Origin of the sequence: Neobacillus sp. SAB-20_R2A, assembly GCF_049568635.1 — a bacterium.
Taxonomy (GTDB): domain Bacteria; phylum Bacillota; class Bacilli; order Bacillales; family Cytobacillaceae; genus Neobacillus; species Neobacillus citreus.
Genome location: NZ_CP145895.1, coordinates 1,648,866 through 1,672,012, shown reverse-complemented (window position 1 = coordinate 1,672,012; position 23,147 = coordinate 1,648,866). Strand labels below are relative to the sequence as shown.

The following is a 23,147-nucleotide window of genomic DNA, read 5'->3' as shown; positions in this document are numbered from 1 at the left end:
TTCTTTTTTAGGTACGTTTTTTCTTAAATTTGTTTTTTATTTTTTCAACCAATGGAATACCGTTTACATCACCAAATTCTACACTAAATTCCTCTGTAGGTATTCTTGGCGGAGTCTTGCGGCGGCCTTTCATTTTAACTTCTTCCCTTTTTCCCTAGCTTTGAATTGCGGTTTTGAAATCTGATTGCATTATTGTTATCGGTAAATTCAGCGGAAAATTCACTTTCCTGGACATTCTTCTTTGGGGTTTTGGTGTACTTTTCCACTGCATCAAATTCAGCCTTCCGCTTAGCCATCTTGGAAAACCTCCTTAAAATTCATGTTACATAGATAGTTTTAAGCAATTTTTGTCGAATCATTCGTTTCCTTATTTTTCATAAATAAAAAAAAGGTTTACGCAAAAAATATAAAAAACAGGGGGAATGCTGGATGAAAAAAGATATGAAGAAAATTGGACAGAAAGTAAGTATCGATGAAACTTTGCCGCATCAAATAAATGCACCAAGCTTTGAAGGAACAGGAATAAAAATGGAAGCGCCATTTGTTAATGAGCATGGTGTAGTCATCGGGGATAGCTTATATGCCTCAGAAAATTCTCCACTGGAAAACTGGTCAGAGGATACGGACCCAGCCATAATGTCGGGTGATGAGTGGGTGCACCCGACGAACGATATCGGCTGGAACACGGCAGAAAATCGGGAACTGCTAGAAAGCAAAAGAAAGCCGCAAGCTTATCCGTTTATGCATCCCACCAAGGATGTAAGCAAAGGGACAGATTGAAAAGCTAACCAGATTCGATAAACATTTCCACTTATGAATAAAGTCAAAGCAATCAATACTACCCTTACAGAGAAAAAAATCTCTGGATAGAATAAGGAGTGAAAAATATGGCTAACAGCAGAAATAAATTATTAGTGCCTGGGATTGAACAATACCTTGATCAAGTTAAATATGAAATAGCCCAAGAGTTCGGAGTACATTTGGGGTCCGATACCGTTTCTAGAGCCAATGGTTCAGTCGGCGGGGAAATAACAAAAAGACTTGTCCAGCAAGCACAGGCACAATTATCAGGACGTGAATAATTTCATAAAAATGGCAAAGAGGCAGCTCTTTTGGAGCGCCTCTTTTTATTTGTTTCTTTGTTTAATTTGGTTGTCAAAATAATGGTATTTTCCTTTTGGATTGGGATTTCCCTGTGAATTTCCCTGTTGATTGGCTTGCTTTTTAGCCTGCCCAGGATTTTGCTTTAGTTGGTTATCAACTATCTTTTTTGCCTGTCCAGGTGGTACTTTATCTTCGACTGGAGATTGGCCTACGGCCGCCTGCGGAGTATTATCAACGGCAGGAGGTTCCTGAGTGACATTTTCATCTATTTGTTTCTTTATTTGCCCTGGCGGTGCCTTTGCTTCCGGCTCAGTAGGATTATTATGATTTTTGTACTTTTTCCAATTATTCTCCACTTTCTCTTTTGCCACTGGATTATTTACTGCCTTGTATTTACCTGCAGTGACACCTTTTTCGTGAGCAGTTTCAAGATCCTTTTCAGTACCTGATAAAACAGTATACGCTAGCTGCTGCTCGGAAACAACTTTGGTAATCTCTTTAATATCAGTTTCAAGCTTTTGCTCTTCCTTCTTTTCCATTTGACTGGTCGGAACAGTTGAAATAATGACATGCTTGTTCGTTTTGAAATACCCTTCTTTACCTATTTCCGATAAAATTTCTTCCGTCACCTTCGTAACATCTTGTTTCTCCCAATCATCCAAATGGGATATAATCTTTTTACCTTCAGGATTATAGCCTGTCAATTCCACAACCTGCATCTTTTTATTTATTCCTAGTTCAATGCTCGGATTTACATCAATTGACATATAGGCATAAGCTTTATTATTTTGATACATTGGAATAAATGAACCGGAAAAAAGTAAAACTGCAGCCGCTGCAGCCCAAACGGTTTTCATTTTGGCAACTTTCTTTATGGACGATAGATATCTTAATTGATTCTTGCCTTCAACGGGATAAAAAGTTATTTCCTCTCCAATTGAATAGGATTGCTTAAGTCTCTTAGCCCGTAAGAACTCACCTTCAGGGGTTAAAAGTGTGAGAAAAAAATCATCCATTTCCATTATTATTCCCTTTTTCATGTATCAAGCACCCCCTTTATATAATCCTTCATATACACATAATCACTTGATAAAATTAAAGCAATGGCAATAATATATTTGCGATTTCTTTCTAAGGTTTTCCTAGAGACATTTACCATTTTTTCAAGCTGATTAATAGGCAGCCGCTTTTTTTCGCGTAATGATTTAAATAATTCTTCATTGTCAACCAATGTTTTTGCTGCGATGATGGCATTTTTCCTAGCATCCGCATGCTTCGGGGAATTCTCCACCAAATCGCTAAAGGTTAAATCAAAAGAAGCTAATAATGATTGAAAATGAATAATTTCATCTTTTCTTAGCTGTTCGTCAGTCTTTTTCTGATATTCATCAAGGGAAAGCTCGTTGACTATTGCCGTTCCAGGTAATTCCTCATCTTGGAGGGCATTTGTTATATCAATACTGATGTGCTGATTTTTTGTTTGCTTTCGAATGTAGTCAATAACTCGTCTTTTAATAATCACTTCTGAAAAGCTTAATAAAGAGCTGCCGCGGTCTTTTGAATATTTTTCAATTGCCTCGTTAAAAGCAATAAGGCCAATGCTAAATTCATCATCGGATTCATAGATATACCGGCGGCATACTGAAGAAACAGTTTTAGCGATAAATGGTTTATAGGCCTGGATGAGTTCATTCAGCAATGACTTATCACCTTGCTGAATCAAGGCAACTGTATCTTCTAATGTTCTTTTATTCTTTTTAGCCATAAACAATAAACCTAGCATTTGCTCACCTCTTATTCGACCAATTATAACATACGAAACAAGCTTTGGTCTTTATGGGGATAAGCATAGGAAAAGACTGTATTTAGCCCACGAGCCTTCGTTTATTTGTTATTGTTCATGTCTTATTTTAATAAATGTTACGTATATGGAAATACTTTTTATGGGGGTTTGCGTAAAAAATTTCCCAATAAGAAAAGCGGAAGCGCCTTGACCAGGGGCGACAGGCATAAGACGAGCCGGCGAGAAGGCTGCTTTTTAGCCTTCTTGACGGATTGGCTTATGACCCCGAGCCCCTAGGCGCTCCTCCTAAAAGCTATCGCTTTCAGTCGTGCGAAGCATATGCTGACGAAGTATCCCTTTTGCAGCTAGACAATAAAAAAAATTAAGGCTGCCTCGTACGAGACAGCCTTAATTTTTTGGAGATTAGTCATGCTGGTCCATTGGATTATAAAGCTTTACATTCGGATTTTTCTCTTGGAACCACCGTAATGCAAAATCGTTCTCAAATAAAAATACATAATGCTCATAACGATCCTTCACGAGAAGACTTCTTGAGCTTGACAGGTTTTCATCGATTTCATCTTTTTCAATCCAGCGGGCAATTTTCGATCCCAGCCGTTCCATAATGACCTCTGCATTATATTCATTTCTCATTCTGTGCTCAAATACTTCAAACTGCAGCTGGCCTACAGCCCCTAATAAATACTCGTCTGTTTTGACCGTTTTAAAGAGCTGGATGGCCCCTTCCTGAACAAGCTGATGCAGCCCCTTATAAAATGATTTCTGCTTCATTACGTTCTTCGCAGATACCCTTACGTAAAGCTCAGGTGTAAACTGCGGCAGCCTCTCATATTGGAAATTGTTCTTACCCGTCGTAATCGTATCGCCGATTTGGTAGGTTCCCGTATCGTATAAACCGATGATATCTCCACTAACGGCTTCTTCCACGGTATTTCGTTCTTCTGCCATAAAGGAAGTGGATTGAGAAAGCTTTAATTGCTTTTCAAGCCGTGGAACATTTACGGTCATTCCTCTTTCAAATTTTCCAGAACAAATTCGTACGAATGCAATCCGGTCCCGGTGGGCGGGATTCATATTCGCTTGAATTTTAAAAATAAAACCGGAAAATTGGTCGGAAAGCGGATCAATTTCCCCAATCGATGAATTTCTCGCTTTAGGAGGCGGCGCGAATTGCAGGTAGGTCTCTAGAAATGTCTGGACCCCGAAATTCGTCAACGCACTTCCGAAAAACACAGGTGTCAGGCTTCCTGCTTGCACTTTTTCAGCAGAAAAATCATTTCCCGCTTCATTTAACAGCATGATTTCCTCTAATGTCTGCTCATAAAGTCCTGAAGATTTCAGCTTGTGATCACCATCAATTTCCCCATCATCATTTAAGGGAATATAGCGTGCAGCTTCATCAACCCGGAATTGTTCAACACGATTATAATATCTGTCGTAAATTCCTAAGAACTCTTTTCCCATTCCAATTGGCCAATTCATAGGGTAGGATTCAATTCCCAGAACTTCTTCCAGTTCTGCCAGAAGTTCTAACGGTGGTTTTCCTTGGCGGTCAAGCTTATTAATAAACGTAAAAATAGGAATTCCACGCATCCGGCAAACCTTGAAAAGTTTAATGGTCTGATCTTCGATTCCTTTCGCCGAATCGACAATCATCACGGCACTGTCAACTGCCATTAAGGTCCTGTACGTATCTTCACTAAAATCCTGGTGTCCAGGAGTATCTAAAATATTGACGCGAAAACCGCTATAATCAAATTGCATGACACTGGAGGTAACAGAAATTCCCCGTTGCTTTTCAATTTCCATCCAGTCACTAGTGGCAAATTTCCCTGTCTTCTTTGCCTTTACTGTTCCGGCATCGCGGATTGCGCCGCCAAACAATAGCAATTTTTCCGTTAAGGTTGTTTTACCCGCATCCGGGTGCGAGATAATCGCAAATGTACGGCGCGATAATACTTCTTTTTTTAAATCGTTTCCCATTATGTCTTCCTCTCTTTTAACAGCCTAAAATTTTTCCATAACTTCAATCTTATCGCTCAAACGGTTACTTTGCAATATTTCAATAAAATACAATTGAGATTTTCTTTAATCGGGCTGAAATAATGACTATAATAATATTATACATAATTGATGCTTTTGGGAGGATTTATGGAAATTACAAAATTTGATCGGCAAACATTAAATTTATTGCAAAAGGCATTTGAAATCGTGCTTGAACAAAACAAGATTCCCTATAAAAAAATCGGGATTGCTGAAGAAGCTGAGCAGCTTGTATTTTTATATGAAGGTAAAGATGAAAAGGTTCATGTATTCAAATGGAAAAAGGCATCGAGTATTGGCGTCAGCATCGGTGTTCTGGCGCAAAGCGTTCTCACGCCCATTATTCCCCATCTTCGGCTATTATCATAATTTTAAGCTGCACTTCCTGTTTTTTGTGGGAAGTGTTTTTTCTTCGATCAGCTTCCATCGATTCCCACATCCATTTTATTGGAAATCCCCTTATAATAGAGGTTGTACTTCTGTTAAAGGAGGAATAGCCCATGAATCAAAGCAAAAAAACAGTTTCAAAAAAATTCTTTCCGCTGTTCGCAGCATTTATTATAGTTATTGCCGGAATTATTTGGTTAGTTCAATCAACAACTAACCAAGTATCTATACCGTTTTCGTCTGTAGAAAAAATTATTCAAGAGCAAAACGGGAAAACAGTCACCATAACAGAACAATCCGATGGAAGTCTCTTTATAAAAGCAGGCAAATCCGAATATGTTTCCCAAGTTCCCCCTAATAGCCAAATGGTGGATAAACTGGTGGAGAAATATAATATCAAATATTCCTTTTCTTCTAGCAGCCGCTATGGTAAATGGATCATGGCTGGAGTCCTTCTTTTATTAGGAGGTGCTGTCTACGCTGTCAAAAAAACAAAGGGCGGCATCGGCTTAAGAAATTCCATGAAAAACAGCGTCGCAAAAGCCCAGCCTCTGCCAAACATCAGTTTAAAGGATGTAGGCGGTCTAGGCGATGAAATGAAAGAAGAGATATTGCAAACTTTGACAACATTAAAGGATAAGGATAGAGCGTTAAAGCTTGGGATTAAACCGCCGAAAGGAATCCTGTTATACGGACCTCCTGGAACTGGAAAAACCTTGCTTGCGCAAGCAATTGCCCATGAGCTGAATGCTTCGTTTTTCTCTGCCAGCGGGTCAGCGTTTAATGAATTATTTGTCGGCGTCGGTGCAAGCCGTGTCCGCTCCTTGTTTCAGGCGGCCAGAAAACAGCGTCCTGCTGTCATTTTTATCGATGAAGTAGATGCTCTTGCCGGCAGACGTAAAGCCCATGGCGGCGAAGAAGGAGAAAAAACATTAACTGAACTTCTTGTCCAGCTTGACGGCGGCCATTCCAATGACGGCATTTTATTTATTGCCGCTACAAACAGAAAAGATATGCTTGATGAAGCATTCTTGCGTCCAGGGAGAATAGATTTCTCATTCCATGTTCCGCTGCCTGATACAAAAGGACGCAGGGAAATCATTGACATCCATTCAAAAGGAAAAGCGATTGCCAAAGATGTCCTTACGTCATTAGATGGTTTAGCGGAAAGTACTTCCGGGTTTTCCGGGGCAGAGCTGTTTTCATTATTTGAATCAGCAAGCCGTCATGCAGTCCGTAATGGGCGTGATATTATTCAAAAACAGGACCTAGATTATGCTCTTGACCGAACCATTCTAGGAAGTACTTCACGGCCGTTGCAGGATCATGAGACAAAGCGGCGGGTAGCCATCCACGAAGCCGGGCACGCCCTTGTTGCTTCTGTAACAAAACCGGGTTCAGTCAGAAAAGCGACGATTATTCCACGGGGTGAAGCCTTGGGGTATGTAGCACCAATTCCGAAAGAATTGAATTTATCTACAACAAGCGATCTGCTTGACCGAGTTGCCATGATATTAGCCGGCGGTACCGCCGAAAGGATGTTTCTTGGTGAACACAGTATCGGTGTATCCGGCGATGTGCAACAGGCTAAACATATTATTGAACAAATGGTTGAAACCGGAATGCTTCAGGACGGCTTTACGTTAACCTTTAGTAAACCGGATAAAGAAATCAAAATGCAAGAACTGTTTGCAAAGGGTATAGAGAAAGCAGAAAAATTAATCGGAAGCCATCAAGAGCAGTATCTGCAATTGGTGGATGCCTTATTAAAAAAAGAAACTTTGGAAGGGCATGAAGTCGAAGAAATTATTTGTGCGAATATGAATGCAGCCGGCTAACATACAAAACCCGCTTGGGAAACCAAGCGGGTTTTTTTGGGCTAATTACCCATTCATTTTCTTAATAGTAGCAAGCTGCTCCTACAATAATCAAGAGGATAAATAACACCACGATTAAAGTGAAGCCACCATAACCATAGCCAAAGCCGCCGTAACCACAGCCGCCATAGCCTCCGAAACCGGCATATCCAAACATACTTTTTACCTCCTTATATTTTTATATAACCCAAGAAGCCCCTACAATGATTAACAAAATGAACAGAACCACGATTAGGGCAAATCCTGCTCCGTAGCCACCTGCTACACCAGTCATTTAACATTACCTCCTTTTTTGAATTCCATATATCCTATTCACCTAGATAAAAATGTGCAATAGACACTTATCCCTATTACCCAGATTTGTAAAAAAGGAAAAGCCCATTCTTAGAATGTAAATGGGCTTAAAGTAAAAAAGCCACAACTCCCTGTAAATAGAGAGTGCGGCTTTAATTCAAGTAAATACACATTCTGTAATAATCCTTTGCTGCTGATATGCTAGTAGTTAATTGGTTTTAACAAGCTCTTTCAAACTATTCTTCCCGCGTTCAACTAAATCAAGATGGGTATTACGTGCCAATTTAACGTATTCCTTTCTAACTTGCAGCCACGCATTTCTGCGGTCGCGAGCATAGCCAATTCCTGCTTCAGTATTTTTCACAAAATTGTCTTCCATTTGTTCGACAAATTGGAAAAAGGTTTTAACTGGAGTCAAAGCCAATATCTCCAATTGGCTGGAAACCTCGCTAAGCTGCTTTTTAAGCTCTTCCCGATCGTTATTTGGCACTGCCTCAGCCTTTGCATCCTCTTTGCGTAAATTAACTTGCTGGGCAACCTCAGATACCATTTCTTTGTTTGTTTTTCTTGCCTGGTCATATAATTTCGCAACGGATTTTCTATATTGCTTATTGAACTTGATGACTTCCTTTACAGAATTAAGGTAGGCATCCTCCCGGCTCTCCCTTAGCTTCCGTGCCCGTTCCTGGGAAAGCTCATATTGTTCCCAAAAAGTGTTAACAAACGAAACTTCAGCAATAGATTCCTCCGCAGCTTGTGGAACTGTTTTTACGTCGACTTCAGGAATCGCTTCAATCTTCTTCTGCGCCATCGTCCTTCCTCCTCTTACGATTATTTACTTTCTCTATTGCATCCTTCTTTTGGAAAGAAGGAATATAGAGCTCAAGGACACTGGTATACATTTTGAAAAATTGATCGAGGAGTGATTGATACGTTTCTAGTTGATTGGCATATCCTTTTAAGTATGTAATACCAGCTTTTGTAATGGAATACCTTCTTTTGGCAGGTCCTGCACCAGTTGTATCCCATTCAGATGAAACCAAATCCTCTTTTTCTAATTGTCTTAACATTCTGTACAGGTTTCCTTGATCCAAAGTTTTAAAGCCAAATGACTCCAGCTTTTGACTCAATTCATACCCATGCAGAGAAACCCTGCTAAGAAGCAATAAAATAAATGGCAGCACAAAATTTTTTGATGGATTGACTGATTGATTATCTTGGTTTACCATGTCTTTATCACCTCACCTATATGTATTTTACACCTATCAGTAATATTTTGTCAATCTTGTCAATAAATATTACTAAAAGCTGAATAAACCTGTTTACAATTTTACCAACTTGGATATAAACTATTAAAAATGAAAGGTGGTGTAAAATGGAAAAAGCAATGGTTAGCAAATTGGGTGTTCCTTATTTACATTTAGGTAAAGGCGAGCCATTAGTGTTTATTCATGGTCTAGGTGAGATAAAGGAGGGGTGGCAGCACCAATTTGAATTTGCCGATGAATATGAATTAATTATTCCAGACCTGAGAGGCCACGGGGAATGCACCAAGACCGATGGAATCACGATCCAGAATTTTGCTGCAGACATTATCAGCCTATTGAAGGAGTTAAAAATTGAAAACGCTCACATCGTTGGATTATCAATGGGTGGAGCCGTTGCACAGGAAATCTACCGCCAGTCGCCCTCTATCTGTCGTTCTCTCATGCTAGTAAGTACATTCCACTATTTTCCAAACAAACTCAAACGCCTACTATTTGAAAATCGAAAAGCAAAGTTTCAAAAAGTCGCTTCTGCCGGGAAGGAATCAGAATATTTAGCCCGAATGGCCCTGTATTCCTGGGATAAGGAAACTGTTAAACAATTCAACCAACTTTTTCGACCTAAACATGAGATTTTTATTGAATCATTGAAAGCTTGCCTGGAAGTGAATAATTTATCATTACTGCCAACAATTGAAGTGCCAACCCTTATAATTGGCGGACAGTATGATTCTGTATTGCCGGTTTGGATACAGGCATGGATGCATAAGTTAATACCAAACTCAAAATTCATTATTATGAGGAATACCGGCCATCTTGCCAAACTTGAAGCAAAAGACCGGTTTAACCTTCTCTTACGTGAATTCCTCAACCAGCATCGTAATGCCGGATAAATTTTATTAGCGGGAAGGATGGGGCCCCCACCCCGTTCCTCCCGTTAATAAATTTATTCTCGTCCTTGGAAATTATGAGCGGACTTCTTGTAAATCATGTGAACGAGTGGATAACCATGGGTCCATTATTTCTGCAAAAACTCCTGTGAGCACAAGAGAAACATGGCCGCCTTCATATACTTCATATGTCTTATCCTCACTTGAAACAAGGTCCATGATCGGCAGACTTTGCTTTACAGCAATTAAAGTATCGCGGGAACAAGAGAACACAAACAACGGGCATTTAATATTCTTTAAATCTACTTTCCTGCCGTCCATCACTAATTCACCTTGTAACAATTTGTTTTCTTTATAAAAATCATTAAAAAATTGCTTAAAGGCGGCACCCGTAAATGCCTGAGCATCCTTCGTCCATTTATCCATTCGGCGCCATTTTTCAACATATTTCTCATCATGGGCGCGGGTATATAGGTTGGCCATTGTGGCCGCGTTTAACGGTGTGATCAGCTTAAACATCAGGTAAAGGAACTCGGATGGAAGGGTTTGATAAGCATTGGCAAAGCGGTCAAAGCTTAGTTCACCTTTTTGAATCCCATCCAGCCATTTTTGCGGTACAGTCCCTATGCTAAAATCAATTGGGACTGCGGCTAATACTAAATTCTTAATTGGCAGGCTTGTAATAGAGGCAAGAATAGCGGCCATTGTCCCGCCTAAACAATATCCCATTAAGGATATTTCTTTTGCACCAGAATGCCTTATTGCCCGTTTAAGTGCTTTTTCCAAATAATCGATAATATAGTTTTCTAAAGTAAGATCAGCATCTTCCAGGCCCGGAGTACCCCAATCCAGCAGGTAAACATCGTATCCTCTTTCCGTTAATCCGCCAACCACGCTGCTGCCTTCTCCTACATCCAAAATGTACACTTTGTTCAAAAGCGAATATACGAGAAATACTGGTACGGCATGCTTCTTTTCCTTTGCAGGATGATACCATAAAGTCGTTTTATTTTTTTTCCATACACATTTTCTCGGTGTAGGGATGATATCCGGCTTTGGCTCAGTCATAACTTTATAAAGCTGATTCCATCGTTTCGTTTCCTTCTCGATATTTAAAAGTGGTAAAAAACTTTTTGTAGAAACTCTAGTACTCATTTACCAATACCCCCTTCACGTTATTTTGTGGTGCCGGCCCCTGGCAGGACCAGCTCTTTTTCCGGTTCCTTCTTTTGTTTTCTTTCTTTCTCTTTTCCCATTAATTCCTTTAATGAGGCAATTTCACTTTTTAGTTCAGCCAATTGGGCAATCTCCTGCCTTAGTTCCTCCAAACCGCTATCTATTTTTGGCGGTTCTTGATGGGTGAGAGAATCTTTAAGTTCTGCTTGAATTGCCTTTAGTCCCTCAAGCTCCTTACGCATTTCCTGGAGGTTCACCTGGAGGATTTTGATATCAACAAAACCCTGCCGTAAATCTTGAAGATCTGTCTTAATCTTTTTCGTTTCTGCCAGCTCTTCTTTTATTTTCAGTGATTCAGCTTTCATTTGATTGATAGTGTTGATTATCTCTTGAAGGAAAGTCAAATTTTCTTTACTAAAGCTTGCCAAACCGTCTTGCAAATTCCATACCTGTTCTTCTAAACTATCAAATTTTTCTTCAGCCTGAATCGACATTTTTGCCGCGTTTGCGACATCCTTCTTGGTTGGAATATTCATTAATGCAGCGATAAACTCCTGATTTTTTCGCAGCCTTTCCATATATCGCGAATGCAGGTCAAGTCCTACATTTGCCGTGCGGACAAATTCTTTGTTGTCAGTCGCCTTAAATAAAACATCCATTAATTGTTTTTCCCACATTTCACTTAACAGTTTATAACCTGCAAATAGATCATAGGTTTTTTCTTTAGACATGCCGCCTCACTCCTTGTATTAAAATTTTCTAATCGTACTTCTCTCCAGATATTTGTTAAGTGGAAAAACGAACGTACTGATTTGTTTGGAAAACAAGTTTACAAACACTTTTTGATTTTCATAGACTAGATTTCCAGCCTGTTTTAAAGTTGTAAGATATCGGCTTCTTGCCTTTTTTCTTAGCGAAATATACTGTTCTATCATTGCAAAATATTTATCTGCTGCCTCCGTATTAGTTATAAACTGGCATGGCCTGTTAAGAAGTGACAGTGTTTTTTGATGAATGAGCTCGAGTTGCTCATTTATTTCTTTAAAGGACTTAATCGGGAAAAAGTGTGCTAGACTGGTTGTTGACATAAAAAGTTCATCGCGTGCTGTTTTTTCCCATTGAGCAAATTCCTTTGTAAATTTATCAGTGATTTCTTTCATATCTGCTTGGCTTCGTCCTACACTATCAGCAAATAGCTTAGCCCTCTTCAAAAATACCTCGTCTTCGAATTCAGCACGTTTTGCCCCTTCATCCATTTTCCTAAAAGCTGCACGCCAGAGCAGGTCTAAACCGCTGACCTCGAGCTGAATATGTTCTTCGCCTACTATTTTGGTTTCCTGTTTTTGCTCCATTTCCTCCGACAATTTTTTCTCCCTCCATAGACTGACTTTATTTAGACACCTTTGTATGCTTGAAGATAGATTTCTGCTAATTCAGTTACTAAAGGCATTTTTGGATTGGCAATTGTATCCTGATCGTCAAATGCCCGTTCAGCAAGTTCTGATAATTTGCTTTCAAATTCATCTTTCCTAACACCAGACGCTTCGATGCTCATTGATATATCCAATTCCTCAGCAAGTTCAACGATTGCTGCGATTAAGCTTTTCACTCCCTCTTCGGTTGTGCTTGCAGGCAGGCCAAGCATTTTGGCAATTTCCGCATAACGTACATCCGCAATAAAGTGTTCATATTTAGGGAAAGTCATTAATTTATTGGGCTTCATCGCGTTAAAGCGGATGACATGCGGCAACATGATGGCATTGGCCCGTCCATGAGGAATATTAAATTCCGCACCAATGACATGAGCAAGACTGTGATTAATACCTAAGAAAGCATTGCCAAATGCCATACCGGCAATCGTAGCCGCATTATGCATTTTTTCACGTGCAAGTTCATCGCTTCCATCCCTGTATGCCTTAGGCAGATATTCAAAGACCAACTGAATAGCCTTCATTGCAAGTCCATCCGTATAATCATTGGCTAGAACCGATACATAGGCTTCAATCGCGTGTGTTAATACATCCATGCCCGTATCGGCTGTTACATGTTTAGGAACAGTCATGACAAACTGTGGATCGATAATGGCTACATCTGGTGTCAGCTGCGCATCAACCATTGGATATTTGATATTTGCCTTTTTATCTGAAATAACGGAGGCGGATGTTACCTCGGATCCTGTACCGGATGTGGTTGGGATCGCAATAAAATTCGCCTTAGTTCGAAGAGCCGGGAATTTAACCACTCGCTTGCTCGGATCAAAGAATTTATGCGTCAAGCTCTTGAAATCTGTGTCTGGGTGTTCATAAAACAGCCACATGGCTTTCGCAGCATCCATGACCGAACCTCCGCCAAGGGCGATAATACAATCAGGCTGGAACTTTTTCATCCGTTCTGCACCGGCCATCACCGTTTCAATACTTGGATCCTGCTCAATCTCCCAGAAAATATCACAAAGAACATTGTTCGGATTCTTTTTTAAATAATACTGCACCTTTTCGACATAGCCATTCTTTAGCGGGCTTTCGCTGGTCACAATAAATGCTTTTGAAATACCGGGAACGGCCGCAAGTGTTTGAACCGAATTCTTCTCAAAGAAAATCTGTGATGGAACTTTAAACCACTGTATCATAGTTCTTCTTTTGGCTACTTTTTTGATATTGAGTAAATTTGCTGCTCCCACATTCTGTGACACAGAATTCACTCCATATGTTCCGCATCCGATGGTTAAGGACGGTAAAGATGTATTATAGATGTCGCCGATTGCCCCGTGTGTGGATGGTGTATTAACAATAATCCTGCCAGCTTTCATTCTTTGCGAAAATGTATCAATCACATCCTGGGCGGAAGTGTGAATCGCTGCCGAATGCCCAAGACCGCCATATTCAAGTGTCTCTTCAGCAATAAGAAGTCCTTCTGCAAAACTATTGACCTTGTAGCACGCTAATATCGGGCTTAATTTTTCACAGGATAGTGGATACTGCGGCCCCACACCATCCAATTCGGCAAGTAGAATCTTTGTATTGGATGGCACATTGATTCCAGCCATTTTTGCAATCATATAAGCAGGAAGACCGACAATCATTGGGTTAAGCTCTTTTGTTTTTGGATCAATTGTGGCGCTTTCGAGCAATTGCTTTTCTTCCCCATTGAGAAAATAGCAGTGATTGGCGATCAACTCCTGTCTTACTTCATCATAAATTTCTTGATCAATGATAAGAGCCTGTTCGGAAGCACAAATCATACCGTTGTCAAAGGTCTTTGACAAAATTAAGTCATTGACTGCACGTTTAATTTTGGCCGATTTTTCAATATAACAAGGTACATTTCCGGCACCAACACCTAGTGCAGGCTTTCCTGAGCTGTATGCTGCCTTCACTAGATTCGGGCCGCCGGTTGCAAGGATGAGCGATATCTGCGGATGTTTCATTAGGGCCTGAAAGGCTTCATGTGAAGGTACCTCTATCCACTGGATGCAATTCTTTGGAGCGCCAGCCTTTTCAGCCGCTTCGCTAAGAAGCTGGGCTGTTATTGTACAGCATTTTTGAGCATATCGTGGAAATGCAAAGATAATCGGATTCCTAGTTTTAAGTGAAATCAACGATTTAAATATGACTGTTGAGGTCGGATTGGTGATGGGGATAACACCGGCAATAACACCCACCGGTTCGGCCATTTCGACCATCCCTTCATTATCATTTTCGGCAATGACACCCACCGTTTTCATATCCCTGATGTTGTTGTAAATCATTTCAGTGGCAAACATGTTTTTAAAAACTTTATCTTCGTAAACCCCTCTTTGTGTTTCTTTAACTGCAAGCTTGGCCAAATACTTGTGGTTTTCAAGGGCAGCAAGAGCCATCTGTTTAACAATTTCGTCCACCATTTCCTGATTAAAACAGCGGAATTCATTCAGTGCTTTCGCTCCATTATTGGCTAATTCATTGATCATTGCATAAACCTGATGTTTCTCCTGGACAACTTTTTCTTTTACTGCCATGTAGACATCCCTCCGGTAATATGATTATGGAATCACTCCTTTTCCCCTCTGCATAAATATAGCACGTGACTTTTTTTGATTTTGTCGAATTTTGCAACAAAATGAATGAACAGCCATTCATTTTACAAATGTTCACAAAAAGTTCAAAAAAAGCCACAAACCCTAAAATAGGTTTGTGGCTAAAATCAACCTGTATTACGCAAACCGGCGGAGATACCGCTAATGGTCAAGAGAACTTCCGTCAAAACAGCAGCGTCAGGCTCGTCCTGTTTTCTAAGTTCTTTTATTAATTCGACCTGAAGGAAATTAAGCGGGTCGACATACGGATTACGGCGGAACACAGATTCTTTTATGTTCGGTGTATGGTCAAGTAATTCTTGGTCCCCCGTAATTTTCAAAAGAATCGCTTTTGTTTTCTCATATTCTTCGAATATATTTGTAAAAATTCTTTCAGCAATCGTTTTATCTTCAACAAGTGTTAAATATTCTTTAGCTGTTGTAATATCAGCCTTCATAAGAGCCATTTGCAGGTTATCAATCGTTGATTGGAAGAAAGGCCACTTCAGATACATTTCCTTTAGCAGCTTTAAGTTTTGCTCACTGCCTGATGCAAAAGCTTCCAGACCTGATCCTGCCGCATACCACCCCGGAAGGAGTTGTCTGCTTTGGGTCCAGGCAAAAACCCATGGAATCGCTCGCAGGTCTTCAAAGCGTCCTTGGTTTTTGCGGCTCATTGGTCTTGAGCCAATGTTTAATGCACCCACTTCCCTTAGTGGTGTTGCAGATTGAAAATAGGTTAGGAAATCGGGATCCTCAAAGACAAGAGATTGATATTTAGCAAGAGCAGCATTTGATATTTCTTCAATTGCATTTTCCCATGACGCCTCCCGCATTTCTCCTTCTTCCGTAACATGCGCTGCGGCAAGAATCAGGGTCGATACAGCCTGCTCCAAGCTTCTGTAGGCGATATCCTCAAGGAGGTATCGGGAAGATAAAACTTCACCCTGCTCGGTAATTTTAACGCCGTCACCAATTGTTTCAGCTGGCTGTGATAAAAGGCTTTTGTTTAAAGGACCGCCGCCGCGGCCTAATGAACCGCCGCGCCCATGGAAGAATTTCAGGCTGATTTGATATTTTTTGGCCATCTCATGAATTTCAACCTGTGCTTTATAAAGCTTCCAGTTTGCGGTCAGCGTGCCGCCGTCTTTGCTGCCATCAGAATAGCCGAGCATAATTTCCTGCTGATTCCGCAAGCACTGCAAATGATTGCGGTAAACTGGCATATTGAAAAGTTCTTCCATAATAAGTGAACCGGCTGTTAGATCATCAATGGTCTCCAATAGCGGAGCAACATTTAGATGGCTTGTCAACGTCCCATCCGCATGAAGACGATAGAGACCAGCTTCTTTGGCTAAAACTAAAACTTCCAATAAATCACTCGGTGATTTAGTCATGCTTACCAGATAAACTGTAACTGCTCTTTGTCCAAATTCTTCATGAGCGTTTTTAATCATCTGAAACACTTTAATCATTTCCTGTGTTTCCGTGGAGTAATCCTCATGTAATAAAAGGAGCGGCCGGGGATCAAGGAGAATCCTCTGCAATATTTCTAATTTTTCTGTTTCGCTTAGTGCTGCATAGTTTTCAGTGATGCCTACTTTTCCAAGAATCTCAGTTATAGCGGCCTCATGCTCCCCACTATGATTTCTAATATCAAGTGTAGCTAAATGGAAACCAAACAGCTGGACCTGACGAATCAATTTTTCAATGTTCCCGAGTTCGTGGCGGGCAGGGTGATTCTGCTTTAAGCTTCTTTTAATTAAAAACAGATCTTCTAGCAATTCTTCCGCACTGCTGTAGCCTACTTCAGATTTCCCAGTCTGCTTGACCCGCTCAATTATAATGGCGAAAGCGCGACGGTATACCTCCGCTTGGACCGGCCATTTTTTATCTTCTGTCAAATAGAAATCTTCTTTTTCATCAATATATTTCAGCAGTTCTTCGCTGACCTTTACCCTTGAGGTGGAATGACTGTAGCGTTTCATTAAATCTACTAAAACATTTTTATATTTTTTCAAGACAAGGCGCCTTTGCCGGCCCAATGTTTCCCAGGTTACATCATGGGTAACGTTCGGGTTACCATCCCGATCCCCGCCAATCCATGACCCGAACCTCAAGAAATTTGGAACATCCCAGGAGGTTTCAGGATAATATTTCTCGAGACTATCTGAAACCTCTTGATGGATATCAGGGAGGACTTCAAATAATGTCTGATCAAAATAATACAACCCATTTCTAACTTCATCCATTACGGTTGGTTTATTTTCCCGCAATTCATCGGTCTGCCAAAGAATAGCGACTTCATTAAACAAACTTTCTTCGAGCTTTTTTTGTTCCCTGCCTGATAGAAGCGGATGATCAAGACTTTTTAGAATTTCAGCAATCCGCTTTTGTATTTCAAGAATGGAACGCTTTGTTGCCTCTGTTGGATGTGCCGTAATAACAAGCTCAAGGGATATGCTTTGCAGCACATTTTGAATAGTATTCAAGTTAATGTTATTTTCTTTCAGTGAAAGGATTGCACTTTCAATTGAAGCAGGCTGGATGATGTTGTCACTTTGAAGCTGATATTGCCTGCGCCTGCGGATTCGGTGGTTTTGCTCAGCAACATTTATTAAATGGAAATACATAGAAAATGCCCGGATTACCTGCTTGCGCATTGGCGGGGTCAAGGTAACGATTTCCTGTTTTAATGCAGAATAAATTTCTTCGTCAAAGTGAATTCTAAGTGATTTGGCCATAAGTCTTATTTTTTCAACTTTCTCATATAGCTCCTGGCCACCCTGATTCACCAGAATCTCACCCAGCATTTTGCCAAGTAGTTTAACATCGCGACGCAACGGAAGACTGCTGTCTTTTTTCATCAAATCTGCTGTCATTCTCTCACCTTCCCTTTAATCATGTGATGTACTAAAATTTTTATTTATAAATATATCATATCTTCAGAAATTTGTTAAAAGATAAATTACTTTTTTATAATTTGCGTTAATTTATGAATAATATTTAGGCTCTGCAGCAGGCCTGTTGATTGGAGCGGAGGGCACCGACTCCTGCGGGATATAGAGGTCACTGGAGACCCCGCAGGCGCAAAAAGCGCCGAGGAGGCTCCAGGACCTCCCCGCGGAAAGCGAGTGCCCGGAGCGGAAATCAACAGGCCCGTTGCAGGGACAATCATTAATATCTGGGTATAGATTCTGACAAAATAAAAAACCTGCGAAGGCAGGCTTTTGTGGTTGTGATATTTATTTATCAAAGACAAGTACATAGGTTTTCCGGTCGCTGTCGTTATAGGTGACGACTATGGAAATAATTGTTTTATTATCATTGTCAAGCTGGACTGTTTTGTTAGTTCCGCCTTCAATTTTTATTGAGGATCCTTGAGATGCGGCGGCTGGGTGAATCGTCACTGCTGTTGTATCGCTTGAAACAGCAATATGGTATGTATACTCATCAGAAGTAAACGAACTATCCCATGTGCCTTCGGAGACCGTTAAAACAGACAATTTAGCCTTGCTTACCGTTTGCGTTGTTCCGCTCATAGCCTGTGTGGAAGACTGAGCAGCAGTATTTGCATTTGTATTCGTACGTGTAAGGCTTGACTGAAAACTGGAATTAGTGCTGCTCAAAATGGTTGCTTGAGCAACCTTGCCCGCAGCCGGGTCTGACGGATTTGCAGCAGCGGCTGGAGTTACCGGTTCAACCTTTGCGGACCTGGTTACATGAACTGTATAGGTAGCTTCTGCATGATTGGCATCATAGATGATAATCTGAAAAATATTCTCACCAGACTGAAGTGAAAAAACAGCAGGTGTCCCGCTAAGAACAGATTGACCATTAATGGTGATGGCAGAGACTGATTCATTCCCTTCTACCAGCATCTTAATGGTTTCAACTTCATTTACAACGGAAGCGGAGTATTCTTTGACATCTGCTGAGAACTCCTTGTCGAGCTTTACTCCATCGATTTCCAGTTTTGTCAATGCACTTGCCGTCTGGGGCTGTTGGGTTGTTTCAGTCGTTTCTGCATACACAACAGGTGTAAAATGGACCAAACTCATACCGGCCATAGCGGTAACAAGAAATAAATTTATACTTCTTTTAAGCCCTGTACTTAACATAAGCTGCTAATCCCCCTGTCTACTATCTGATTGATAGTGGAATTGGGACTAACATACCATGCCAAGCTTAAGATTACCTTAACTTTTACATACTGCGAATTTCTTGTTTAATCGATATCGATGCACCTATTAAACAGATTTAACTTCCACAAGCTTTTCCGAAATAGCCTCTGCCATTTCTTTCACCGCTTCTGGGAGTGCGGTCTCTAGCTTCGAGTTCAGCGCTCCGGCCATCTTCCCAATAACGTTCACTTCAAGAAAGCCAGTTAATCTTGTTTTTTTTACGTTTATTGCCTTCGCTTCGAAAAATCCTTCGCCAGAATATTTTTCACTTTTTCCTTTTAAGGCAAAGCTGACTCTTATTGGTTCTTTCCATTCATTAATATCAATTATTAAACTGATTTTCTTCTTCATTATGCCAATATCGCTTTTAAACTCCCATGTGGACCTATGCTCATTTAGCTTTTCGTGTTGAATATAGTTCGGCACAAGCGGTGCCCAATTGTCCATATCCTTTACAAAGTCCCAAATCACATCAATTGGCAAATCCAGTTCGACCTGATGCATTCCGCTAGGCATAATCTCCCTCTCCCCTTCAAAGTAAAAGACCTTCAGTCGTGTGAAGGCCTTTTGTTAAAGATATATGTTAAGAAAGGTTTAAATAGAAGAATTAAACTTGAGTTTCCCTAAGGAATTCTTGAATGCGCTCTGCCGCCTCTGAGAGCCGTTCCGAAGGCTGAACCAAGGCAATCCGGACATAGCCTTCACCAAGCTTTCCAAACGCATCTCCAGGAATAACCGCAACTCCTTTACTGTCAATCAGTTCAAAGGCAAAGCGACGGGATGTCCATCCTGATGGGATTTTTACCCAGACAAACATAGTCGCCGGAGATTTTGCCGTCTGCCACCCGCCTTTTGAAAGGCCTGATATCAATACATCACGACGTTTCTCGTATTCTCTCACTTGTGATTGCAAAAATGAGAAATCCGAAGTCAAAGCAGTTATGGCTGCTTTTTGAATTGGATAAAACACACCATAATCGATATGAGATTTTAAAGAAGCCAGGATGGCAAGTGCTTGTTCATTCCCGACCGCATAGCCAATCCGGCAGCCTGCCATATTAAATGTTTTGGAAAGTGAATTAAACTCAATCCCGACCTCCTTTGCTCCCGGAACCGACATGAAACTGATTTGCGGATTGTTATCAAAAATTAACTCAGAATAGGCAAAATCATGCAAAACCAGGATTTCATGCTTTTTGGCAAAACGGACCACCTCTTCGAAAAAGCTTCTGTCAGCGAGAGCGGTAACCGGATTACCTGGATAACTGATAATCATCAATTTGGTTTTCTCTAGAACCACTAAAGGAATTTCATCTAGTTGAGGGAGAAACCTATTTTCCTCCAATAACGGCATTGGATAAATATTTCCGCCCGCAATTGTCACACTTGCCTCATAGATTGGATATCCAGGATCAGGTACCAGAACATAATCGCCAGGGTTAATAACCGCCATCGCTAAATGAGCAAGTCCATCCTGCGAACCCATTAGCTGCATAACCTCAGATGCCGGATTAAGTTCTACACCGTAACGCTGTTTATAAAAATAACTGACAGCTTCATCAAATTCAGGAATCCCTTTTAAAGTGTAGCCATATTTACTTCGGTCCATTGCCGCTTCTGCCAATGCCTCGACCACAAACGCTGGCGGTGCAAAATCCGGGCTTCCGACACTCAAATCGATGACATCAATTCCATTTTTTAATGCCTTTTGCTTTTGATCGGCCACCTCTTGAAAAATACTCGATGACATTTTTTGAAGTTTCTCGGATGCAACGATATTCATAGAATTCCCCTCATTCTTTATTTATTCGAAATTTTTCGCAAAATAATATTTTTATATATTTTAACATATTTTTTGGTAATCAAGGCCATACCTCGTCAAGTATGTCCCTAAATAGTTCATCCAGTATTGGGGAAATATCCTGTTTCGGAAAAGACGTTTTCTTTGCGTAATCTTCAATACGATTTATTTCATTCTCCAAAAATTTATTAATAATAACAACCTTTGGCTCAAAGTTAAGTTCATCGCCCCGTATTTTCCTGTCAAGCAAGGTATTGATTTCATTTTTAAGAGGGCCGTCCATAATCAGGTCCGCCACTAATGCCTGGAATTCAATAGGCGGGACACTATTATATTTTTCAATCCATTTACAGGCTAAAACCGGCCTCAGCACATAAAAGTATTTCTTAATTTTCACTTCATCTGATTGAAGATAGTCACGGTAATTCCCTTTGGCCATATTCAGGTAATGATAAAGGGCCGACTGCGGCCGGAACACCTGGTTTTGGATTGCCCTCATTTTATCTACTAAAGAATAGGCCTGATAATATACAATTCCCGAATGAAGCCATTCCATTAGGGGGGGATTTGATTTTTTAAAAAGCCTGAGTGCTTTACGAAGCTCCCATCCATTTATATCCAAGAGATTATTTATTGGCAGTTCTATAACATCCCGCTTTTCTTCAATGGAAAGATACCATTCTTTTTTGGGGACATAAATAAACCTAACATCATAGTCGCTGTCTTTTGAAGGAAATCCCCATGCCCTGCTGCCTGACTCAACAGCATAGCAAATTTTAACGGCATATTGCTCCTCGATTTTTTTTAATTCCTCGATAATTTTCTCTTTCACTGCTAACCGCCCCCGATTCCTTTTCTTTATCATACAAAAAAAGGGTTCAGGGTCCAAATGAAATTCTCGTCAGAACGGCCAAGAAGCCCTATCCGTATTGGATAGGGCTTCTTTTTTAAAGTTTTGTCATAATAGATAGTAGGTTGTTCGCAACTAGCTAATTTTCTTCAGTTCTTCTGTCAATTGAAGAAATAATTCCTTGTTACCGTCTTGTAACGTTTGGTCGATTTCCTTCCGGATCTTCTCCCTTTTAAATTCAAGCAGGGCGTTGTTTAAAAACATCTCAGCAAGGACAGAATCAGTGTTTTCATCCGAATGTTGCGGGGAATTAAGTAACTTCTTTTCCATGGAAATCAACTCCTTGAGCTTTTTTTTATTATACAGTTAGTTTTCTAAAAATTCAAACACTTTATTTTGGAAATTTTAAAAAATTTAGGAATTAAAAAAGGAGTTATTTAAATTTATTGTTGTATGGATTAATAAAAGGGGGAATATTAATTTCATCTATTTTTGTTAATTGGGAGGAAGGATGATGGAGCAGAATGTTGTAGCAGGGTATAAGCCGCTAAATAACATTAATGTTTATTATGAATTTTATCCTAATCCAAACGCAGAAAGGACCTTCGTTTTATTGCACGGTTTTCTTTCTTCCACCTTCACCTATCGTCATTTAATTTCGTTATTAAAGAATGAGTATCAGGTGTTATCTATTGATCTTCCCCCTTTTGGGAAAAGTGCAAAATGCAGCCGATATATCTACTCCTATAAAAATTTAGCCGATACCGTCATACAGCTTATCGAATCACTGGGCTTAAAAAAAATGACTTTTATCGGCCATTCTATGGGTGGACAAATTGTCTTAAATATTCTTCACCTAAAACAGGAGCTTGCCGACAAGGCTATTTTACTCTGCAGCTCAGCCTATTTAAAACGCGCGAAACTTCCGCTCATTCTTACCAGCTACCTGCCTTACTTTCATCGCTTCGTAAAGTATTGGTTTGCCAGAACCGGGGTAGAGAAAAACCTTCAGGAGGCCCTTTATAACCATTCCATTATTAATGAAGAGATGATAAATGGCTATCTGCAGCCCTTTTTACAGGATGAAATATTTGTTGCCTTAACACGGATGATTCGCGACCGCGAAGGCGATCTTCCACCGGAAATTTTAAAACAAATCAAAACACCTTGCTTATTAATCTGGGGTGACCAGGACAAATCAGTGCCTTTAAAAATTGGAGAGAAATTGAACAAGGACCTAGCAAACTCGGAATTGATTATCTTAAAAGAAACCGGCCATGCTCTGCCAGAGGAACGTCCCATGGAAGTATTCGAATATATAAAAAACTACATTGGCAAATTCCAAACAAATGCATCCAGCTGAAATACTTATCAACATTATGCAAATAAACCCGCCAGGTTTGCGATACTGGCGGGTA

The 23,147-nt window shown here is 40.3% G+C and carries 25 protein-coding genes; 6 read left to right on the top strand and 19 right to left on the bottom strand.

What is annotated here, in order from left to right:
- Positions 1–7: 7 nt before the first annotated feature.
- A complete protein-coding gene (locus tag V5M37_RS08330; protein ID WP_277398204.1) occupies positions 8–133 on the bottom strand; it encodes a hypothetical protein in 126 nt (41 codons plus the stop codon).
- A gap of 1 nt (position 134) precedes the next feature.
- Complete coding sequence (locus V5M37_RS08325) at positions 135–296, bottom strand: hypothetical protein (RefSeq protein ID WP_213116533.1); 162 nt, start codon at positions 294–296, stop codon at positions 135–137.
- Positions 297–429: 133 nt separating this feature from the next.
- On the opposite strand from V5M37_RS08325, the gene V5M37_RS08320 reads away from it, so the two are divergent.
- Positions 430–780, top strand: coding sequence for a DUF3905 domain-containing protein (locus V5M37_RS08320; protein ID WP_423801552.1), 351 nt, complete (start codon positions 430–432; stop codon positions 778–780).
- Between the two features lie 107 nt (positions 781–887).
- Positions 888–1,082 carry an alpha/beta-type small acid-soluble spore protein gene (locus V5M37_RS08315; RefSeq protein WP_213116535.1) on the top strand — a complete coding sequence of 65 codons (195 nt, stop codon included), beginning with the start codon at positions 888–890 and terminating at the stop codon, positions 1,080–1,082.
- 45 nt (positions 1,083–1,127) lie between these two features.
- Here V5M37_RS08315 and V5M37_RS08310 read toward each other — a convergent pair whose 3' ends face one another.
- From V5M37_RS08310 to V5M37_RS08300, 3 genes are all read right to left on the bottom strand, one after another.
- Positions 1,128–2,144, bottom strand: a complete 1,017-nt coding sequence (locus V5M37_RS08310) for an anti-sigma factor domain-containing protein (RefSeq protein ID WP_423801551.1) — start codon at positions 2,142–2,144, stop codon at positions 1,128–1,130.
- The gene (gene sigI, locus V5M37_RS08305; RefSeq protein WP_213140938.1) at positions 2,141–2,887 is read right to left on the bottom strand and encodes an RNA polymerase sigma factor SigI; all 747 of its coding nucleotides are present in this window, start codon (positions 2,885–2,887) and stop codon (positions 2,141–2,143) included. The genes V5M37_RS08310 and sigI overlap by 4 nt, the downstream gene beginning before the upstream one ends.
- A 423-nt stretch (positions 2,888–3,310) precedes the next feature.
- Positions 3,311–4,891: a peptide chain release factor 3 gene (locus V5M37_RS08300; RefSeq protein ID WP_423801550.1), complete on the bottom strand. Its 1,581-nt coding sequence runs from the start codon at positions 4,889–4,891 to the stop codon at positions 3,311–3,313.
- Positions 4,892–5,059: 168 nt separating this feature from the next.
- On the opposite strand from V5M37_RS08300, the gene V5M37_RS08295 reads away from it, so the two are divergent.
- Positions 5,060–5,320: a hypothetical protein gene (locus V5M37_RS08295; protein ID WP_213140940.1), complete on the top strand. Its 261-nt coding sequence runs from the start codon at positions 5,060–5,062 to the stop codon at positions 5,318–5,320.
- Between the two features lie 131 nt (positions 5,321–5,451).
- Positions 5,452–7,176, top strand: coding sequence for an AAA family ATPase (locus tag V5M37_RS08290; RefSeq protein WP_423801549.1), 1,725 nt, complete (start codon positions 5,452–5,454; stop codon positions 7,174–7,176).
- A gap of 61 nt (positions 7,177–7,237) precedes the next feature.
- On the opposite strand, the gene V5M37_RS08285 is transcribed toward V5M37_RS08290, so the two are convergent.
- From V5M37_RS08285 to phaQ, 4 genes are all read right to left on the bottom strand, one after another.
- A complete protein-coding gene (locus V5M37_RS08285; RefSeq protein WP_423801548.1) occupies positions 7,238–7,372 on the bottom strand; it encodes a YjcZ family sporulation protein in 135 nt (44 codons plus the stop codon).
- A gap of 21 nt (positions 7,373–7,393) precedes the next feature.
- Positions 7,394–7,489 (bottom strand): YjcZ family sporulation protein, encoded by a 96-nt coding sequence (locus V5M37_RS08280; RefSeq protein ID WP_213116542.1) that lies wholly within the window; start codon positions 7,487–7,489, stop codon positions 7,394–7,396.
- A gap of 228 nt (positions 7,490–7,717) precedes the next feature.
- On the bottom strand, positions 7,718–8,320 hold the full coding sequence (locus tag V5M37_RS08275; RefSeq protein WP_213140944.1) for a hypothetical protein: 603 nt from the start codon (positions 8,318–8,320) through the stop codon (positions 7,718–7,720).
- Entirely contained in the window at positions 8,301–8,738 is a 438-nt protein-coding gene (phaQ, locus tag V5M37_RS08270) for a poly-beta-hydroxybutyrate-responsive repressor (protein WP_213140945.1), read from the bottom strand. The genes V5M37_RS08275 and phaQ overlap by 20 nt, the downstream gene beginning before the upstream one ends.
- A gap of 146 nt (positions 8,739–8,884) precedes the next feature.
- Here phaQ and V5M37_RS08265 point away from each other — a divergent pair, with 146 nt between their 5' ends.
- On the top strand, positions 8,885–9,667 hold the full coding sequence (locus tag V5M37_RS08265; protein ID WP_423801547.1) for an alpha/beta fold hydrolase: 783 nt from the start codon (positions 8,885–8,887) through the stop codon (positions 9,665–9,667).
- Between the two features lie 72 nt (positions 9,668–9,739).
- Here V5M37_RS08265 and V5M37_RS08260 read toward each other — a convergent pair whose 3' ends face one another.
- The 10 genes from V5M37_RS08260 to V5M37_RS08215 all read right to left on the bottom strand — a co-directional run bounded on the left by V5M37_RS08260 (position 9,740) and on the right by V5M37_RS08215 (position 22,059).
- The gene (locus V5M37_RS08260) at positions 9,740–10,819 is read right to left on the bottom strand and encodes an alpha/beta fold hydrolase (protein ID WP_423801546.1); all 1,080 of its coding nucleotides are present in this window, start codon (positions 10,817–10,819) and stop codon (positions 9,740–9,742) included.
- Between the two features lie 20 nt (positions 10,820–10,839).
- A complete protein-coding gene (locus V5M37_RS08255) occupies positions 10,840–11,571 on the bottom strand; it encodes a hypothetical protein (protein ID WP_423801545.1) in 732 nt (243 codons plus the stop codon).
- A gap of 18 nt (positions 11,572–11,589) precedes the next feature.
- The gene (locus V5M37_RS08250) at positions 11,590–12,204 is read right to left on the bottom strand and encodes a hypothetical protein (protein WP_423801544.1); all 615 of its coding nucleotides are present in this window, start codon (positions 12,202–12,204) and stop codon (positions 11,590–11,592) included.
- Between the two features lie 29 nt (positions 12,205–12,233).
- Complete coding sequence (adhE, locus tag V5M37_RS08245; RefSeq protein WP_423801543.1) at positions 12,234–14,837, bottom strand: bifunctional acetaldehyde-CoA/alcohol dehydrogenase; 2,604 nt, start codon at positions 14,835–14,837, stop codon at positions 12,234–12,236.
- Between the two features lie 185 nt (positions 14,838–15,022).
- A complete protein-coding gene (gene ppc / locus V5M37_RS08240; protein WP_423801542.1) occupies positions 15,023–17,776 on the bottom strand; it encodes a phosphoenolpyruvate carboxylase in 2,754 nt (917 codons plus the stop codon).
- Positions 17,777–18,139: 363 nt separating this feature from the next.
- The gene (locus V5M37_RS08235) at positions 18,140–19,015 is read right to left on the bottom strand and encodes a cadherin-like beta sandwich domain-containing protein (RefSeq protein WP_423801541.1); all 876 of its coding nucleotides are present in this window, start codon (positions 19,013–19,015) and stop codon (positions 18,140–18,142) included.
- 129 nt (positions 19,016–19,144) lie between these two features.
- On the bottom strand, positions 19,145–19,594 hold the full coding sequence (locus V5M37_RS08230; protein WP_213140954.1) for a CoxG family protein: 450 nt from the start codon (positions 19,592–19,594) through the stop codon (positions 19,145–19,147).
- Positions 19,595–19,685: 91 nt separating this feature from the next.
- Positions 19,686–20,861 carry an LL-diaminopimelate aminotransferase gene (locus V5M37_RS08225; RefSeq protein WP_423801540.1) on the bottom strand — a complete coding sequence of 392 codons (1,176 nt, stop codon included), beginning with the start codon at positions 20,859–20,861 and terminating at the stop codon, positions 19,686–19,688.
- A gap of 79 nt (positions 20,862–20,940) precedes the next feature.
- Positions 20,941–21,711 carry a nucleotidyltransferase domain-containing protein gene (locus V5M37_RS08220; RefSeq protein WP_423801539.1) on the bottom strand — a complete coding sequence of 257 codons (771 nt, stop codon included), beginning with the start codon at positions 21,709–21,711 and terminating at the stop codon, positions 20,941–20,943.
- Positions 21,712–21,864: 153 nt separating this feature from the next.
- Entirely contained in the window at positions 21,865–22,059 is a 195-nt protein-coding gene (locus V5M37_RS08215; RefSeq protein WP_213140957.1) for an IDEAL domain-containing protein, read from the bottom strand.
- A 184-nt stretch (positions 22,060–22,243) separates the two neighbouring features.
- Between V5M37_RS08215 and V5M37_RS08210 the strand changes: the two genes are divergently transcribed.
- On the top strand, positions 22,244–23,092 hold the full coding sequence (locus tag V5M37_RS08210) for an alpha/beta fold hydrolase (RefSeq protein ID WP_213141317.1): 849 nt from the start codon (positions 22,244–22,246) through the stop codon (positions 23,090–23,092).
- Positions 23,093–23,147 lie beyond the last annotated feature (55 nt).